This is a genomic window from Halolactibacillus sp. JCM 19043 (assembly GCF_001310395.1).
Taxonomy (GTDB): Bacteria; Bacillota; Bacilli; order Bacillales; family Amphibacillaceae; genus Halolactibacillus; species Halolactibacillus miurensis.
On sequence record NZ_BAXD01000043.1, the window covers coordinates 1 to 18,096 of the forward strand.

Below are 18,096 nucleotides of genomic sequence, written 5' to 3' on the forward strand. Positions count from 1 at the left end.
AATAAAGTTTGCTCAAGCATTTCAAAAAAAAGAATATCAACAAAAAGCAAGGCACCTAACAGCATTACAACGTAGCCTAATATATTACCCTTTATTATGTTTTTCTTAACCGCATACCAAAATACTCTCAGTACAGAGAATTCTTCTCCATCTTTTATTTTCTTTAATACTGTAAATAAAGCTATGGTAGCAGGAAATATACCAAATATAACAAGACCGCCCACAGAGAACAATAACCATAGCATATTAAGATAGATTAATCTCATTATAATATGACATACGCGAAACAAGCTTCCAAAAAAACCGGATGTATCAACACTTTCTCTCCCCCTCCCTCTATGCCAAACTGTTACTTAGTCTGTCCCTGCAACGGATACATAAATCTCTTTTAAATTTATCTTACGTTCCTTTTGGCTAATAATTTGAATACGAGTGACATCTGTTAAATCAATTCCTTTAACATGATGAAGAGGAATCCGAATTGCATGCGATTCTCTTCTTAGAATGTCATAAGTTTCATACGTGAATTGTTTTTCTTGAGCATCTTCAATTATTATTTTGAACGCATCGGTAGCGTCTTCATCTTCTAAAACAATCTGCATATAGTGATACTTCGATATATCAGTATTATTTGGAAATTCCACTTCGTGCTCATTTGAACTTTCATTAAAAGTTATCATCTCTTCTTCGTTATACAATGTTTTTCGGCTTAGCGATGCCTCTTTTTTTGCTATACCTTTTGTATCACCCATAATCCGTTTATAATCCTCTTCTATTAAAGAAGCTACAGGTTTATCTTGTTTTCGATCCATGTGAGTGATTCCAAATGTATCAATCCATTGATTATGGTTTACATACCAGTTATACATAAGCCAGAAGTCAATGCCAGCCACATAACCATTTTCATTAACTGTTCCATCCGGTGAAACAGTCGATTTTTCCGTTAATGCATCTAGCGTATGGGTATATATCTCAACTTGCTTATCCGCTTCTGCATTATCTTCTCTACTCCAGTGACCAAACTCGGTATTAAGTACGGGTTTGTTTGGCCACGCTTCATGAGCTCCACGTAAAAATAGTCTTGTCCCTTCATATGGTGTTCCACCGTGGAACACACCGAAGTACATGGTCCAACCAGCTACATCTAACGGTTCCATTGATATATCATTAAAGCCAGGATGATCGGCTGCTGCGCTTTGCGTAGTTAATCTACCGTCATTATAATTCTCCTTTAAATCTTTTACGACACGCTCATTATATTCTTTCCTTAATAGTACATCTTTTGACTCATTTTGCGTACTCCACAATATAACAGAAGGTCGATTAAATTGAGAAAAGATCATTTCACGCCACATCTGATCAGAAAGTCTTTTTTCTTCCTGAATTTGATAATGAGTCGTTTCAAATTGCCATAATGGAATTTCACTCATTGCCATTAAGCCTAATCGATCAAGAAGAATGTAAGTATCAATATGATTAGGATAGTGTGCTGTTCGCACCATATTTACATTCGAATTTGCCATCTGCTGTAAATCATCTTTAATTCTTTCCCAAGATGATGTCCGTCCGTAATTTGGCCATTCTTCATGTCTACCGATTCCAGCCAAAAATACTGGCTGATCATTTAAGAGGATTTTAGATGATTCTGTCGTTACTGTTCTCAAACCAAACTGTGTGGAAAAACTATCTTTCACTTCTGTTTTTTCGCCTTTCAACTTAAGTTCTGCTACATATAAATTTGGTTCATCAGGAGACCAAAGCATAGGATCAATTATTTTCAAATCATATGTAACAACTTTAATTTCCCTAGGTTGTAATTCAATTTCTACATCATCTATACCTAACACATCGACCTTGTTTCCTTTTATGGAAGTAGCAAGTGGAGAACTTAGATAAGATGCACTTTTTCTATCCGCTTCAAATATTTCACCGGATAAAGTCACAGTATCATGGTTTAATGAACGGTTTTCAATAACCACTTTTGCTTCTACACTTCCATCTACCTCTTTTGGAATCAAATCCGCTCTAACAATATGTGACATTTCGGTTGCTTCTAAAAATACATCTTGAATTATCCCTGTATAATTAAACCAGTCCGTTCCAGCTTGAGCAGGTATTATATCCTCCCTACTACCCCATGGCGGATTATCCACTCTTATTAAAATATCATTAGTTTTATCTATTGTAACAAAGGGCGTAATATCAAATGCAAAAGGTGTATAGCCTCCTTCATGATAACCAACCCATTCGCCATTAACCCAAACATCTGCTACGTAATTTACTGACAAAAACTTCAATGTGATAGCTTTGTTATCCCAATCTTTATCTAATTTAAAGGTGCGACTATACCATACACCATCTTCATAGGTCTCCATAGAATTTGCTGTTTCTAGTCCTTGGATTTCATTCTCAGGTAAAGGAAGAGACATTTCTTCCCAATCTGACATATTTTCAGGTAAGTTTTCCTCTATCTCTGCAAGCCATTTAGCATCTCTAGGACGCATCGAAAAATCATGATCCGCTTCAAAACGTTTCTTTTTCCAAGTTCCATTCAATGAATAGGATAGGCGTTCTTGCCTATCAAATGAAGGAACTGGAATTCCATTCTGAACTGCAATAGTTCCACCTTCTACATTTTGTAATGCTAATGTTGTTTGCAAAAATTCTCCCCCAACCTCATCTTGTATTTTATTTGTTACTGGATACTTTTTTGTTTGATCAGTACCAGATGTCATTACTAAAATAATTATTAATACAACAACAAAAAGACTACTTAGCAACATCCATTTTGGTTTAAGTTTCATATTATCCTTTTTCAGCTCCTACATTGATTCCCTTCATAATCTGCTTTTGGAAAATGAAGAATATAATGATTAAAGGCAGTGCTACAATGACAGACGCCGCTATCATAATTGGGTATCTCTCTGCACTTCCTCCTCCTGAAGTTAATATTGCTCCGAGACCTAATGCTAAAGTGTGATTCTTGGATGATGTAATAACAACAAGTGGCCAAAGGAAGTTATTATAATTCCACATAAAAGTGAATAATCCTAGAACTACTATTATTGGTTTAGCAAGAGGCATGGCTATCTTTCTGAAAATAGTAAACCAGTTTGCTCCATCAATAAGTGCTGATTCTTCTAAAGACTTAGGCAAACCTAAAAAATGTTGTCTCATAAGAAAAATATTATAGACAGATAGTAAAAATGGAAAAACCAATGCTCCTAAATGGTCATAAAGACCTAACTTATTGATAATAATCATATTAGGTACTAATAATACAGTTCCTGGCACCATCATTGATGTTAATACTAACTTAAATATTGTATCTCTCCCTTTAAAATTAAGACGTGCAAAACTGTATCCCGCTAAAGAATTAAAGAATATATTTGCCACTGTATTAATAACAGCTACTATCATTGTATTAAAAAAGAGTAACCCGAAATTAAGATATTCGAGAGCATTTTTATAATTGTCGACTGTTAAATATAGTGAACCGTCCTCATGTCTTGGTAATAAAGAAAAAGTTGTATCAAATATATCTTTACTTTCTTTAAAGGAAGAAGACACTAACCATATAAATGGCCCTACCAAAATAACAACAAAAATACTTAGAAATAAATACAACAGTAATCGTTCAATTTTTCTTACTATCATAATTGCCTCACTTTCTAGTCATCCACTTTTTGAGGGATAAATTTAAAGTTGATCCACGTTATAAATAGAATAATGACTAAAAGGATATACGACATTGCTGATGCTGTCCCCATCTCATAATATCTAAACGCATGATTGTACAAACTTAATAAATAGGTAGTGGTAGAGCCGGCTGGTCCACCAGCTGTCATTAGATACATTTGATCGAACGCTTGAAAAGCTGCTATCAATCCTGTGACAATCAAAAAGAATATAGTCGGTTGTATCATTGGAAGAGTTATCTTCACAAACCTATGCCAAGCATTAGCCCCATCTATCGTAGCTGCTTCATACAACTCATCCGGGATACTTTTCATAGATGATAATAAAATTAAAACATTATATCCTAAAGTTGACCAAATAGCCATGACAGCTAAAGTTGGAAGCGCCGTAGTTACACTGCCTAACCAACTGTGGTTAATTGAAAGAAGCTGATTTACCATTCCAATTTGTGGATCAAGTAAAAATACCCACATTGCCGCAACAGCTACGCCTGCCGTTACATTTGGGATATAATACGCCGTTTTAAAAAAACCTTCTCCTTTTACGTTTGCATTTAGCATAGCTGCTAGAATTAAGCTTATAGCTAAAGCACCCGGAACACTAAATACGATGTATTTTAATGTGATCCAAAGAGATGGCCAAAACATGGGATACATTACTTCATCAAACAATAAATTTTTATAATTATCAAAACCTACCCATGTAGGAGTTGAACGTAAATTCCATTCAGTAAAACTAATCCCAAATGACAACGCCATAGGTAAAAGTTGAAATACAATGAAGTAGATTATTAGCGGTAAAAGAAAAAGCCATCCTGCACTCACTTGATTATTTAGCAACCCAGAATGACGCTTATTTTTATTACCACTGAAAGAGGATCCAGTTATTTCTTTTGAAGTATTTCTAGAACTTATAGATTCTTTTTTATTTCCTTTTATACTCATTTGTTATCACCTACTTTTAATGTATTGGGGAAAAGGGTTTCTCCTTTTCCCCAAGTATTTTTTTATTGCTTAATTAATGAATTCGCTTGTTCTTGTGCGGATTCTAAACTATCTTTAACATCATCACCGCTGTAAAAAATATCATCTAAAGTTGCACCGATAATCTCATCATTAATTTTTAGCCATTCTGATAAACGCGGTCTAGGCACTGCTGTTTCCATTTGCTTTAAAAATACGCTCAAATATTCATCTTCGGCAAATCTAGGATCTTTTGCAGCTGCTACTCGAACAGGGAAGTTACCTGTTACATCAGCCATTTTAATAGAATTTTCATCATTTGATAGGAACTTGATTAATTCCCATGCACCTTCTGGAACTTCTGTATCTTCATACACAACTAAATTTTCTCCACCAATATTAGAGAATGAACTTTGACCTTCTGCATGTGGAATTAGTGCTACTCCAAAATTCAATTCTGGGAAGTTTGTTTTTAAACCATTAATTTCCCAAGGACCAGATATTTTCGTTGCTACAATTCCATTCCCAAAACCGTTATTACTTTCTCGAACAGACATATCAGAAAACTCTAAAATATCTTGAACAAGTTCAACGCCATCGATAGCTTCAGACGATGCAAATGTTGCAGCTGACTCATTATCATTTACCATTGAACCACCGGCACTATGAATTATAGAAGGTAAAAGCCAAGCGCCCCATCCACCGCCACCAAGTCCTTCAAAAGCAGCAATTTTATTAGGTTCATAAACTTCTTCAGATATTTGTTTCCACTCTTCAAACGTTGCCGGTGGATTAGGAATTAAATCTTTATTATAATAGAGTGCAACCGTGGTTTGATTTAAAGGCAAACCATACAATTCCTCATTAACTGTTGCCGTTCCTAATGCACCTTCATAATACTCGCTCTTATCTATTCCATTTTCTCCAACCGCAAATTCTTCTAAATTTAATAGAACACCATCTTCAACAAAACCTGGTAGTAAAGGTTGATCTAAATACGATACATCTGGATTTTCCCCTACGGCAATTGATCCATTTAATTTGGTATTAAAATCATCTTTAGGTATAAATTCAATTTCAACTGTATTACCTGAAATTTCTTCAAATTCTCCTATTAATTCTGTTAACATGTTCCTTCCGTCTAAAGACTCTGGTTCATATACCCAAAATGAAATGTTTTGTGATATATTTTCTGTATCTTGCGAGTCTGAACTACCTGACCCTTCTCCACTTGTTTCTCCAGATCCGCATCCAACTACCATAATTAATAAAAGTCCGCTCATAAACACTGTTAATAATTTTTTCATCATTAAGCCTCCATTTTCTCGGAATTTATACAAACCTTAAGTTAAGCGTATTTAAGCATCACTCCTTTCATTTCAAACAACAATGTTAACGTTAACATTGAATGTTAAAAAAAATTATTTATTATTTTTTATAGACTTACGAATAATCAAATCTGGCTCAATTAATTCATTTACAACTGTAGCGTTTATATTATCTATTCGCCGTATTAACTTCTTTGCTAATAATCTACCCACATCATAAACTGGTTGTCGAATTGTCGTTAGTGGTGGATCTGCCATTTCATCAACTGACACCCCATCAAATCCTGCAACTGATATTTCTTCTGGTACTTTTTTTTTGTAACGATCTCGCTGCACGAATAGCACCTAATGCCAAGACATCCGTTGAACAGAATATTGCCGTTATATCTGTATTTTTTAGTAATTCTAGTCCTTTTTCATAACCGTATTTCTCTTCATTTATGGCGAATTTTACAAATTGTTCATTAGGTATCAAGTCATGATCTTGTAACGCTTCATAATATCCTTGAAGTCGTTCTGAAGCAAATCGTTTATCTTCATCTACAGCAATAAAGCCTATTTTTTCATGACCATAATCTATGAGGTGTTTCGTCATTAAATAAGCACCTTTTTTATTATCTACATCTACCCAATCAAGCTTTAAATCTGTTTGTCCAAAAAGAACTGATGGGACATTTAATTTATCAACAAGATATGAATCTTCACCTTTGTCCAATCCCATTACAATTACACCATCACATTTATAAGGGAAATCCCAATCTCTTCTTATTAAGAACGAATAATATGCTTGACTTAACTCATCACTAACACCTGCTATAAATCTCATTATATAGGGGTCGTATGTAACAAGCGCTCTTGGAATCATAACGTGTATCGTTCTAGTCTTATTTGAGACAAGCGCTTTAGCGGCCTGATTAGGGTGAAAGTCCATCTCTTTCATTATTTTAAATATTTTTTCTCTGGTCTCATCCTTTACAGTATCAGGTTTATTTATCGCCCTAGAAACTGTAATCACCGATACCCCTGCCTTTTGGGCAATGTCTTTCATATTAGCCACTTTTGATTACCTACCTAAATTACATATTTTGAATTTATCTTTCAATATCACTATAATAATGTTAACGTTATCATTTGTCAATACATTTTATTAATTTTTGCAGCTAGCATTTATTATTTTTCTTAGGCTTGAATTGTAAAGACTCATCAATCGCAAAAACAGCTTTACGTAATTTCTTAGAGCGTTCCATTAATATTTCTTTAGGTGATTTTTGATTGTAACGTGCCTTTGTATGTAGGGCATCAACAGTAATCAGTTGACTTTTTAAAACGTCGGTTTCAATCGCAATTTCCACGTTTTTATTGATCAGTAAATCGAGTAAATTGATATTTTTAGTCGCAATTTACGATGCTTGGTTAAAGAACTTACTTCTATAACTGGCTCCTCCGGAGCCATGCCGAGAAAACATTTAAACGACATATCATATTTAGTGAATTCAACAACATCAACGTCTGATACATTGAAGATGGTCTTTAAATAGTAAATACTTGAACATAAGAATAAGAGTAATAGCATTTTAACCAATGGCTTGTCAGTACTTATCCTTTAATTCATCTTAAACAAAAGAGAAATCAACCAGCTCATTGAGCTATTGTGAAAAATTATTTTTAGGCACAACAATAGCATAAATTTCTGAGTACGGACTTAACATCATTTCTGTTTGTTTTAGAATCATTTTAGCCACCTCCTTTTATTGATACTTCTAATTTTTTGAAAAAGACTGAACGCCTATGATTAAATTAGATATCCAATCTTTTTAAACTTTTTCAGTGGCTTCCATATTAATTGCATCCTTTTTAAAAATTCTATACAGGTCGTCAGCTAAGAGAACACGTTACTTTAGTGACGTGGTGAATCAGCGTCTTGGGCGACCCGCATTGTATTCGGTTAGTTGATTGTCGATATAGTCTTTAACGATATGTTTTGATACATTGCCTAAAGTAGACATGAAGTAGCTCCCAGACCATAAGTGTCCACCCCATAACCTTGCTTTTGTTTCTGGATGTGCTTTAAACCACATCCTTGCAGATCCACCTTTTAAGGCTTGCACAATTTTACTCGGCGCATATTTAGGGTGAAACGACACCATTAAATGAACGTGGTCGGGTAACACGTCGACATTTTGAATGACGACATCATTATCTTGTGCCAATGTACATAGAATATTTTTCATATCTTCGCGCAAACGGTCTGTTTCAAACACAGGCTTTCGGTATTTTGTCACCCAGACTAAATGAAAGTTGAAATCATATACGTTGGTTCTTGTTTTTATTAACATTTTTTTAAAAACGCCCCTTCTCATCAATGTTCTTGATATACACCTTAATACACATAGGGTATAATGTATAGAGGAAGGTGGTGGGAACATATGTACAAAGGTATTGAAGGAAAGATTTACCCCAATAGAGCGCAACAACGCCTTATAAACCAAACATTCGGGCATTCAAGATTTGTTTGGAATCAGATGTTGGCGATGTTAAACACAAGATACGACAATAATCCTGATGCTAAACTCTTATCGTATAACGCGCTAAGTATTTTACTCACACAACTTAAAAAAGAACACCCTTGGTTAAAAGAGGTGGATGCCAAAGCACTACAAAATTCTGTCAAAACGCTCAGAGAAACATTTGACAGATTCTTTAACAAACAATCAAACTACCCACGGTTTAAATCAAGTAAGCATTATAAGAAAGCCTACAAAACCCTTGAACGCACGATTCGATTTAATGCTAACCAAAGGTATATTAAACTACCCAAATTGGGTTGGGTCAAGTGTAGCATGTCTTTGAACGACATAAATAATGACAACATCACATCCGTGACGGTTATCCGTAAATCTAATAATAACTATTATATTTCTGTCTTAGTAGAAATCGAAAACCAAGCTTTACCTAAGACAGAAAAAGCCGTTGGCATAGATTTAGGATTGACTGACTTAGCCATTACATCTGACGGAGTAAAATACCCTTCTTTATATTTGCATAGAAAATATAAGAAACAGCTTCACTATTGGGAAAAACGGTTAGCTAGACGGCGTATCCAAGCTAAAAAAGATGGTAAAGACCTAAGATATGCAAAGAATTATCAAAAAGCTAGAATCCAAGTAGCTAAACTGCACCAAAAAATGAAGGATACCCGTAAAGATTATCTCCATAAGGTAACGACCGAGTTAGTAGAAACATATGATGTTATTTGTATTGAAGAGCTGAAAACATCCAATATGATAAAAAATCATAACTTGGCACAAAGCATCGCTTCCCAATCGTGGAGAATGTTCAGAAATATGTTGGCATATAAATGCTTGACGTACGGGAAAGAACTTATTATCGTCAATCCGTATAAAACATCGCAAGTTTGTTCGTCATGTGGGGTAGAGACAGGCAAGAAACCTTTAAGTGTCAGACACTTTACGTGTCCAACATGTCATACGCAACATGACAGAGACATTAACGCCAGCAAAAACATAAAAAATATCGGGCTTGGAATGAGCCTTAGTCAATAGCTTAAACCGCTGATATTTGCTTGAAATAGCAGATATCAAGTTCTGAGTGTTCCTAGAAACTCGGTACTTTAGTGCCGATGTAGTTCATTTTGAAACACGTATTCATGTATGTAAAAAACGGATAAAGTCTATCCAATACTATATATGGTTACAGCATAACTTCTTTTAATAAACAGTTGCTAAAAAACATGTAGATCATGAAGGCTTATGCAAGTCGCCACTTCAATATTAGATTTTAAGTGGCGATGATTGATTAATGGTGGCCCCTCTTTTTTAATTCAAGTGAAAAACGGACATACATCGCGGCAAAAAATAACGATACCATATAAAAAACATACATCATTACTTTCTCCTCTCGCATAATGAAACCCAAAACAATAAACAAGCCACTCATCCCAGCTAGAAAAGCAAAAATTATAAATCGAACGAGTTTTGCTCCTTTTCTTGATGTCAACGCATATTCCTGACTACCATCAAATATAACGTCAGATAAAAAATCTATAATTAACTCAAATATAAATTCCAAAACGTTTAACACCTGCCTTACTTATTATTTGTGTATGCCTATCACAGGTAGCCTGTCGATAAATTCATATGAAAGTCCCGTCACCCTCAGCTATCGTTCACTTATACAGTCTACCCGCAGTAATGAATAGTTGACTCTTTCAAACATTGCTTAAGACAAATAATATAGCCATTCATTCCGTTAAAAAAGAAAGGGCGAACTAATGAAGAGGCCACTGAAAAAGTCCGGTTTTCCCGAAAATGAAAATCCTATAAAAACTCATTCCCAAAAAAGAGTTAATTTTAGCTAGTAAAGTGGTGGAAACTATGCTTATTATCAATGTTTTCACCTACGAAAGTGGGAGAAAGAATTTTCCGGATTTTCAAATTCAAATTTTTAGTCACTTTTTCAGCGGCTTCACTCATAAATGGGCATACCTCCTTTTAAAATAAACTTATCCTTATAAGCCGACTTGGAAAGACGCTCGAGAAAACGTTCAAACATATAGTTTTGAAGCACTATCTGAACGGACATATCTTTTTCCCTGGCTTGATTTCTTATTTTCTCTTTTAAGCTCAGCGCTTTTCCGCTCACAGTATCACCTCCAAATATTTTTTAAGTATCGTTTCTATGTTGAGTTTTTTTGCATAATCCATTAATAACGAATAATCCGAAGTTTTTATTTTTACGTACCGTTTCAATGCCTCATTCAGGATTTGAATATCTACTCTGCTTCGACTTTTAATGATGTCACAAATTGTCCTTTCAATGTTATATACACTAATCTGGTTACCGAATGAACTTTTAAGTGATATAACGCCAAATTCGTGTAATTCCTTTTTTATATAGTAAATTTTAAATCTATCTGCAACATTTGAAACAACCTTATACCCACTAGGTACAGTAGCCGAATATTCAAATGCTGTGCGGTTTGATAGACCGTGCAAAAAAAGTACTGTCTCATGGGAGTAAATTAACTTCGAATACTTTTTCTGCATAGCAAACATTTCATCTTCAATAGCATCAACAGCTACATATACACCACGATCCCATCTTTCTAATCTACCTTCAGCAATTAATAATTGAAGGTATTTTCGCGGGATACTATATTTATCAAGATCAGCGCTCAAAATCATACCATTTTGCTGTTTAACCAGTTCTTCGATTTTTTCAAGGTTATTCATAACTATCACCTCCTGTAACAAATATACTTATATTGCACTCCATATAAGTATATTTGAAAAAAACTTTAATCCATAGCATAAATATCGATTTTATACTTACCAGAAAAAAAGTGTTGGTGAGTAATCTCTGTCTCACTTAAAATCACTTCACCAACACCAAATATTATACAACCGTAGTTGTTCAATAGTTTTTGGTCTTTCAAATAAAACATGTTACACCTTCCGTGCATTATTATACTGCGAAGGTTTAGTATTCCTGATATTTTTTTATCGTCTCTCTAATTTTACCATGCACTCAACATGTGTTTTGGTAGCATGATGATAGTTATTAGCGAAAATTTTAGCCTTTATACTAGGAGGACTTTTAGTCCAATACGGATAACCAAAGTTTTTCTGACTCTATAACTAATTCTGATACCAGCTCTATGAATAGCTCATAATTCATGGTTGTATGTGCCAGATCAAGAACATCATAGTATCTCACCCGCTGCTCATTCTTTATTATGATTGGAGGGTATCCATTCTTCATAAGTTCAAAGTTTAAAAGCAGTCTTGAAGTTCTTCCATTTCCATCTATGAAGGGGTGTGCTTTCACAAATTCACCATGCAACAGTGTTGCTCTTACAACTGGATGATAATCATTCCATTCATTTTGATATTCCCCCATAAGCTTTTGCATTAAATCTCTAATCTCATAATACTTAGGTGGTATGTGCTTTGCACCGCTTATTACAACATTTTCACTCCGATACTTTCCAGCATTCGTATTATCTATTTCTTTAAGTATCAAGGCATGGATATTCTTGATATTCCATTCAGAAAGAGATTCTTTATTAGTAATTAAATCTTCCACAAAAAGAATGGCTTCACGATGATTAATTGTTTCTAAATGTTCAACCATGCTTTTCCCACCAATGGTAATTCCCTCAAGAACAACTTTTGTCTCTGACAATGTTAAGGTATTACCTTCTATTGCATTACTGTTATATGTCCATTCAACAATTAATTTTTCATGAAGCGAATTGGCTAATCCTTTTGAAAATGGTCGATGTTGATCAATAGACGCTTTTAGCGAATCAATATAACTAAAGTCAAATTCTAATCCTGAGTAGTTTTTCTTATTTCCTACTCTGGCATCCACAGGCTTAACAGCATCTAAAGGTATAGACCAATTTCGTCCAATCTTTAATGCTCCTTCTATACGCCCCTCCTTACAAAGCACTCGAATTCTACGGTCACTTATTCCCCATTTTTCACTTACTTCCTTTGTACTCATATACTTCATCGATATCACCTCGTAAATATTATATACCGTTATCGGAATAATATAAACTTTGTTCCGATAACGGTATAATAAAAGTATCTTTCTTCATGATTTTAACGCTCACTGTATATTTATCGAGACAGAAGATTTTGCTCATATTAGATACTACTATTTCGAAAAAACATTTAAATACCTTTTTAAGATGTATGTGTTATCTTAAAAGTGAACCAGGATATTACTTCAAAAGTGAACCACTTTAGCCGAAAATAACGCTAATGATGCATCATTAGGAGGAAAATCTGGAGTGGTAGATTTGAAACTATAACAACAAGTGACTGATCAGTCATAGTTCTGATTCAAACAAGACCGCAGAACTTTTCACTCGCGCCTCCCGTTCAGTAAGAACAAATCTAATTCGACTTAAATTATTCCACACCGATAGAGGTAGTGAATTCAAAAACAAAAGTTTTGATTAAGCATTAGATACCTTAGGTATCGAACGTTCACTCCGCATCATAAAGGAACGCGCACTTTATTTTGACAGGCGGTCGTGCTAACCTATGTGGAAGAGCCAGATATTTTCATCATCTGGTTGCCGGGCTCGATTGCATGCGAGCAGAGAGATAGTCGGGTGACAATAAGCTAGCAGTGTTAATGTATGAATTTAAACTACTATGAAGCAATAGTCCCGATGGCACACCTCAAAAAATTGTATAGTTTTGTGTTGAGATACCAATGACTCTTGGCAGGTCAATTTTTAAAAACATTCGAACCTCGCGGCGCTAACAGTTTACTGATAAATTGATTAGTTACATTAACTAGTCAGTCTGTTATGACACTTTTCCACTTATCATTTTCCCTGTGATAAAAATAAGTAAAAGGATTACTGCTATCAGCCATAAAGAAATACTCACCACAACCGTATCAATGTAAATGCTGTTAAATATAATTGCACCCAAAATGACAGTAGCAATCAACCATATTTTTAGATACGTCAATATTTTTTTATCAGCTCTTGCTTCAAATGCTGTTTGGGTAACGTACCATATTATTATATTCGCAACAAATATAATGACGGCTACATTGATCATATCACCTAATGTTAAAACAAATACCATCTGATTTTCTTCTGAGATGACGTTAGTTATCAAGTTTTTCACTAATGCAATAACTCCTAAAATCCATAACGCATTTAAAGAAATAACCACATACTCCAGAGTCACTTCTTTTTTTGTCTTTTTCGGCATAACCTCAATGATCTCATCACAAATTTCTTTATATTGTCCACCCATTACCTTCTGAATATCATCGCCTCGCTGTTGACCATCTAAGATTAATTCAATAATATCAGCTCTCACAACTTCTTGATCGTACTCTGTTAAATCAGACCCTCGTAAATACACAATCATATTTGTATAGATGTCATTATTGCTCTTAAAAATGGCTTTCTCTCTCGTATTGTTTTTCTTTAACAATTCCTTTGTTAATTTATTCATTGTCTTCGCCTCCTAACAGTTGATTAACTGCAAGACTCATCTCCTGCCAATTGTCTTTAAACTGATTCAGATTATCAACCCCTTTGACCGTTAAACGATAATATTTACGTTTTGGTCCACTATTAGAATCTTTTAAAGTACCCTTTAAAAGTTCATTCTTTTGCAACCTTAGAATAATTGGATAAATGGTTCCTTCAGATATGGATCCGAATCCATACTCCTCTAACTGTTTCGCGATTTCATAAGCATACGTCTCCCGTTTTTGAATGATTTCTAATATGCACCCTTCTAATATGCCTTTTAACATCTGTGATGGAATCAACATAAAACCTCCCTCTGTATCTTGCAATACAATATACAACTATATTGTATTGCAAGATACAGGAGTTGTCAAATTTTTATAGCGGCATTGATTGATAACACTTGGGAATGCAATCAAGCGTGAAGAATAATGACCTTCTTGTTTCATTAAAGATATTAAACACCCTCCATTAATTATTCTTCACCTCTTAGATCCTTCAGCTTCTACATTTTTAAACAAAAAATAGCTCTACCATAAGTTCATAAATATTTAAAAATGATTCACCAATTGACAATCAACGAAAGAAACCCTGGAAACAGCACCAATAGTGCATTTCCAGGGTTAATATTCACTATATTCTTTCTAAAAGACAGAGCATCTCGACGTGTAATAGTTAGTCTATTCTACACTTTCTGAAAATCCTTGAACAAGCCTTGTTTCAACAGGTTGGCTGGCAATAACATCTTATCGAGATACACTTTCCTAGTTAGTGTATTTCTTCGAACTATACTTTTTGTCTTTCCTTTGTATTCCACCCTTGCTCTTATTCACATTGCTGCGTTTCCTTTTCTCTGTTTGCACTGCTTGAAATGTTTCCTTTGAAATAATTGCAGGATGATTATCTTCAGATAAGTATTGAACATCTCTCTTTTCTGAATCAAACAATCTCACGTTACCAATATATTTTTCATTACTCAATAAGCCATCAATCGTACACTTAGGTTATTTGTATTTTCCTGTAAATGATTTAATTCCATGATTATCTAATTGCTTCATAATGCCAAGAATACTTTTATCACCCAGATACCACTTAAAAACCTTTCGAACGTTTACCACCTCATCTTCGTTGATAATAAACTTATCATCCTCACCATGGTCATAACCATAGCACTTCCGAAAATAGCTTTGATGTGCCACTAGAGGCTTTTTGCTTAAGTCCCCATTTGATATTATCACTTCTTGATTCATTTTCAGCTTGAGCAAAAGACTCTACAAGGGAAATCATAAGTTCACTGTTGGTATCTGCTGTGTCAAGATTCCCCTGTTCAAAAATGACTCTAACACCAGAATCTTTTATTAGTTGTAATGCCTCTAACGTTTCAACTGTATCTCTGCCAAATCTGCTTATACTTTTAGTGATGTTCATTTCTAACTTATGTGATTGACAATCTTCTAACATTTGATTGTATCCTCTTCTAGATGTGCCCGCTTTACTAGATACAATATCCATGTAGAGATCGACTAGTAGCCACTGAGAATTAGAGGCTACCAATCTAGTGAGCGCAGACACCTGAGCAGATAGGCTATTTAATTGTTTCATGTCATTTGTACTTGCACGACAATAAATACCAACCCACTTCCCTCGTTTAGCTGGTTTTGCAGGTATGAAATGTACTCTTGGATTGTACGTCATAGCTCACCTACTCAAAATCAAGTTAAATTTAACTCACAAACTTATTTTCATCTTGGTTCTTTATTTGGTATACCAAGTTGGAATAGGATTCTGCATATTGTTATACCAACTCAGCACATCCTTTGCCTGATTAAGCATTGTATTTACTTCACTTTCTCCAAACGGAATAGCCCATGGTATAGATGAAAGCATATCGCTGCTTATGTATAGTGCAAGTAATTTCCAAAATTCAAGTGGTACTTGATTATCGAAATAACCGTCTATTATGCCAGAAGCAAATATAGGCGAGACCTGAGCACACCATACTATGCGATTAAATTCTTCCCATGGGTCACCAAAATCGTAACGATCGAAATCAATAATTACTATCTTATTATCTTCAATCATCATATTACCGATATGATAGTCACCATGTTGGTAAGATTGTGGCCTGTTCGCTAGTAAATGACGGTTAGATTTTATATAACCCATAATGTCTTCTGCTCCATCAAATTTAATGGGACTTTCGTTATACATCTTGACTTTACGATCTATTTTTTCATTAAATCGTTGTTCCCAATCCAGTTGATTTTCTGGCGCAGGAATAGAATGGATGACCTTAAGTATTCTACCAGCTTCAAGTCCGTAAGAATACTGTTCTGTATTTTTAAGATGAGGAATGATTTCTTCAGCGTCTTCGCCATCAACCCAAGTCTGGACATTATAAACACCCTCATCACACTTTCCAAACTCAACTGGTTTACACATAGAAACACCGAGAGCCGCTACCTGTTGCTGCATACGAAACATATCTGCACGATTAGCACTTTTTTCTTCGGGAGTAACCCTCAAAAGGTATTTAACACCATCATCTGCTGTAACACAGTATTTTTTATCGCACGACCAACCTTTATTGATCGGTTCTTTAGAAATGAAATTTAGTTGTGGCATTGTTTCTATTTCACTCTCGTAATATTGTTCCTGAAAATGTATGGCTTCTACGATTTCCGTTTGGGTAAACCTTATTCCTTCAGGTGCAGCTACAAGTTTATCTTCTACATCGTTATGACGATGAGCAATACCGATAACACGAGCCGTATATTCCTTTACGGGGTTATCTACACCAAGAAGATAAACATCTAATTCCTCGCCATCTCCACCTAAAACATCTGGAATGTATCCGTAATTGACAGGATAGATAAGATCGGCTTGGTTGGGGTGGGTGCTACCGATAGGTCGATCAATTTTAACTTTAACTGTTTTTCCAAGATAGTAATTGATAAGGGCTTTTCTTAAAGTATAAACAATAAAATCGTTCTTACCCTTCAAATATTGTTCTCTACCTTTATCAACAGGCGCCTCTGATGCAAGTGATATTTTCAAATCCTCGTACGCTTTAGCGACCGTTGGCATCTTGTTGAGATAATTTCTGAAATTGATGTAGTTTATCCATTCCATACTATCAGCTAAAACAACATGAATGAAATGCGTTTGCAGGTCGCCTGTGCCGTCATAATAGCTACCACTGGCAAAGAGAAGTTGGTCTTCTGAATTAGCATTAGGTTGATAATAAAAACCATCATGATTTAATTCTGCTTCCAATGCAAGAACATCCTTGAAATCATCTACGGCAACCGCTATATCAATTATCGGCTTGGCTTTTATTGTGAGTATAGATGTACTACCCACATGCTGAATATCTCTTGCGACAGCTTCTAAAATCTTATGCAAGCGAAAAATTGTTCTCTGAGCTTCAAGCTCCCATTCTTTTTCGTGGTTAAGTAGTTTTACTGTACCCCTTTTTAATCCAATCATTTTTCACTCTCCTCAAAAATCAATAATAATTATTCCACCACGTAGCTTAACTAACAATACAATATTTTCGGTCATGTTGATTAGCCTATTGCACAACTTAATTATTCCGACATCCAACCTACTCTCTCAACCCCACTGATTCACAAAAACATCCATTCTGCTCTGTACGGACTCTGACATCTAATCTGTTCTGTACGGGGTCAGTGACATCTAATCCGCTCTGTACAGGGTCAAAAGCCTCTCTTAGACTAGTTTCCGCAGAGTAAAAAATCATCGTTTTTCTAACAAAATTATTTATCACTAAAAACCCCGAAAGGCTTATATTTATCGATTTATCATCATTTTTATCAAGTCAACATACCGATTTTTGATTAGGCTATTTAATATTTAATTAATAGTTGTGAAAATAAAAATCAAGAATTGGTACTCCTTTATCTATAAGATAATTGCCTATACCTCTCTCTACATCAGATCTACTTAAATTTCCAGGTATATTTTTAAGCGGAAATAAAAGTACGAAAGATTCATCCCAGCACTTTCCTAAATGATGAACTATAATTCCAGAAGTATTGTATTTCCATCTATC

At 34.8% G+C, this 18,096-nt stretch carries 19 protein-coding genes and 2 pseudogenes; 2 read left to right on the plus strand and 19 right to left on the minus strand.

What is annotated here, in order from left to right; genetic code table 11:
* The 9 genes and pseudogenes from JCM19043_RS14215 to tnpA form a co-directional block, all read right to left on the minus strand.
* Positions 1-224: YesL family protein (locus tag JCM19043_RS14215; RefSeq protein ID WP_197274829.1), on the minus strand; the 224-nt coding region annotated here is incomplete at its 3' end.
* A 129-nt stretch (positions 225-353) separates the two neighbouring features.
* Positions 354-2,804 (minus strand): glycoside hydrolase family 2 protein, encoded by a 2,451-nt coding sequence (locus tag JCM19043_RS14220; protein WP_231631573.1) that lies wholly within the window; start codon positions 2,802-2,804, stop codon positions 354-356.
* A 1-nt stretch (position 2,805) separates the two neighbouring features.
* Positions 2,806-3,657, minus strand: coding sequence for a carbohydrate ABC transporter permease (locus tag JCM19043_RS14225; protein WP_062323492.1), 852 nt, complete (start codon positions 3,655-3,657; stop codon positions 2,806-2,808).
* A gap of 14 nt (positions 3,658-3,671) precedes the next feature.
* On the minus strand, positions 3,672-4,643 hold the full coding sequence (locus tag JCM19043_RS14230) for a carbohydrate ABC transporter permease (RefSeq protein ID WP_062323494.1): 972 nt from the start codon (positions 4,641-4,643) through the stop codon (positions 3,672-3,674).
* 62 nt (positions 4,644-4,705) lie between these two features.
* Complete coding sequence (locus tag JCM19043_RS14235) at positions 4,706-5,968, minus strand: extracellular solute-binding protein (RefSeq protein ID WP_062323495.1); 1,263 nt, start codon at positions 5,966-5,968, stop codon at positions 4,706-4,708.
* 114 nt (positions 5,969-6,082) lie between these two features.
* Positions 6,083-6,262, minus strand: a complete 180-nt coding sequence (locus tag JCM19043_RS18305; protein ID WP_062323497.1) for a substrate-binding domain-containing protein — start codon at positions 6,260-6,262, stop codon at positions 6,083-6,085.
* A 4-nt stretch (positions 6,263-6,266) separates the two neighbouring features.
* Complete coding sequence (locus tag JCM19043_RS14245; protein WP_062323499.1) at positions 6,267-7,037, minus strand: LacI family DNA-binding transcriptional regulator; 771 nt, start codon at positions 7,035-7,037, stop codon at positions 6,267-6,269.
* A gap of 130 nt (positions 7,038-7,167) precedes the next feature.
* Positions 7,168-7,626: pseudogene (locus tag JCM19043_RS17860) on the minus strand (transposase); the annotation flags it as partial.
* Positions 7,627-7,902: 276 nt separating this feature from the next.
* Complete coding sequence (gene tnpA, locus JCM19043_RS14255; RefSeq protein ID WP_082394576.1) at positions 7,903-8,349, minus strand: IS200/IS605 family transposase; 447 nt, start codon at positions 8,347-8,349, stop codon at positions 7,903-7,905.
* A 66-nt stretch (positions 8,350-8,415) separates the two neighbouring features.
* Here tnpA and JCM19043_RS14260 point away from each other — a divergent pair, with 66 nt between their 5' ends.
* Positions 8,416-9,552 (plus strand): RNA-guided endonuclease TnpB family protein, encoded by a 1,137-nt coding sequence (locus JCM19043_RS14260; RefSeq protein WP_062323506.1) that lies wholly within the window; start codon positions 8,416-8,418, stop codon positions 9,550-9,552.
* 253 nt (positions 9,553-9,805) lie between these two features.
* On the opposite strand, the gene JCM19043_RS14265 is transcribed toward JCM19043_RS14260, so the two are convergent.
* The 4 genes from JCM19043_RS14265 to JCM19043_RS14275 form a co-directional block, all read right to left on the minus strand.
* A complete protein-coding gene (locus JCM19043_RS14265) occupies positions 9,806-10,078 on the minus strand; it encodes a hypothetical protein (RefSeq protein ID WP_062323508.1) in 273 nt (90 codons plus the stop codon).
* Positions 10,079-10,474: 396 nt separating this feature from the next.
* The gene (locus JCM19043_RS16620; protein ID WP_156321435.1) at positions 10,475-10,651 is read right to left on the minus strand and encodes a hypothetical protein; all 177 of its coding nucleotides are present in this window, start codon (positions 10,649-10,651) and stop codon (positions 10,475-10,477) included.
* Positions 10,648-11,241, minus strand: coding sequence for a type IV toxin-antitoxin system AbiEi family antitoxin domain-containing protein (locus JCM19043_RS14270; RefSeq protein ID WP_062323510.1), 594 nt, complete (start codon positions 11,239-11,241; stop codon positions 10,648-10,650). The genes JCM19043_RS16620 and JCM19043_RS14270 overlap by 4 nt, the downstream gene beginning before the upstream one ends.
* 364 nt (positions 11,242-11,605) lie before the next feature.
* Positions 11,606-12,526, minus strand: a complete 921-nt coding sequence (locus JCM19043_RS14275; protein WP_082394577.1) for a Fic family protein — start codon at positions 12,524-12,526, stop codon at positions 11,606-11,608.
* Positions 12,527-12,867: 341 nt separating this feature from the next.
* On the opposite strand from JCM19043_RS14275, the pseudogene JCM19043_RS17870 reads away from it, so the two are divergent.
* Positions 12,868-12,978: pseudogene (locus JCM19043_RS17870) on the plus strand (IS3 family transposase); the annotation flags it as partial.
* Positions 12,979-13,335: 357 nt separating this feature from the next.
* On the opposite strand, the gene JCM19043_RS14280 reads toward JCM19043_RS17870, so the two are convergent.
* The 6 genes from JCM19043_RS14280 to JCM19043_RS17875 form a co-directional block, all read right to left on the minus strand.
* Positions 13,336-14,001 carry a hypothetical protein gene (locus JCM19043_RS14280; protein ID WP_062323512.1) on the minus strand — a complete coding sequence of 222 codons (666 nt, stop codon included), beginning with the start codon at positions 13,999-14,001 and terminating at the stop codon, positions 13,336-13,338.
* Positions 13,994-14,320, minus strand: a complete 327-nt coding sequence (locus JCM19043_RS14285) for a PadR family transcriptional regulator (protein ID WP_197274834.1) — start codon at positions 14,318-14,320, stop codon at positions 13,994-13,996. Before JCM19043_RS14285 ends, JCM19043_RS14280 begins: the two co-directional genes overlap by 8 nt.
* 465 nt (positions 14,321-14,785) lie before the next feature.
* On the minus strand, positions 14,786-15,001 hold the full coding sequence (locus tag JCM19043_RS16990) for a recombinase family protein (protein ID WP_197274831.1): 216 nt from the start codon (positions 14,999-15,001) through the stop codon (positions 14,786-14,788).
* 178 nt (positions 15,002-15,179) lie between these two features.
* On the minus strand, positions 15,180-15,716 hold the full coding sequence (locus JCM19043_RS16995) for a recombinase family protein (RefSeq protein WP_197274832.1): 537 nt from the start codon (positions 15,714-15,716) through the stop codon (positions 15,180-15,182).
* A gap of 60 nt (positions 15,717-15,776) precedes the next feature.
* Positions 15,777-17,510: a GrpB family protein gene (locus JCM19043_RS16155; RefSeq protein ID WP_082394578.1), complete on the minus strand. Its 1,734-nt coding sequence runs from the start codon at positions 17,508-17,510 to the stop codon at positions 15,777-15,779.
* 391 nt (positions 17,511-17,901) lie between these two features.
* A partial coding sequence (locus tag JCM19043_RS17875) for a hypothetical protein (protein ID WP_369813894.1) occupies positions 17,902-18,096 on the minus strand: 195 nt, incomplete at its 5' end.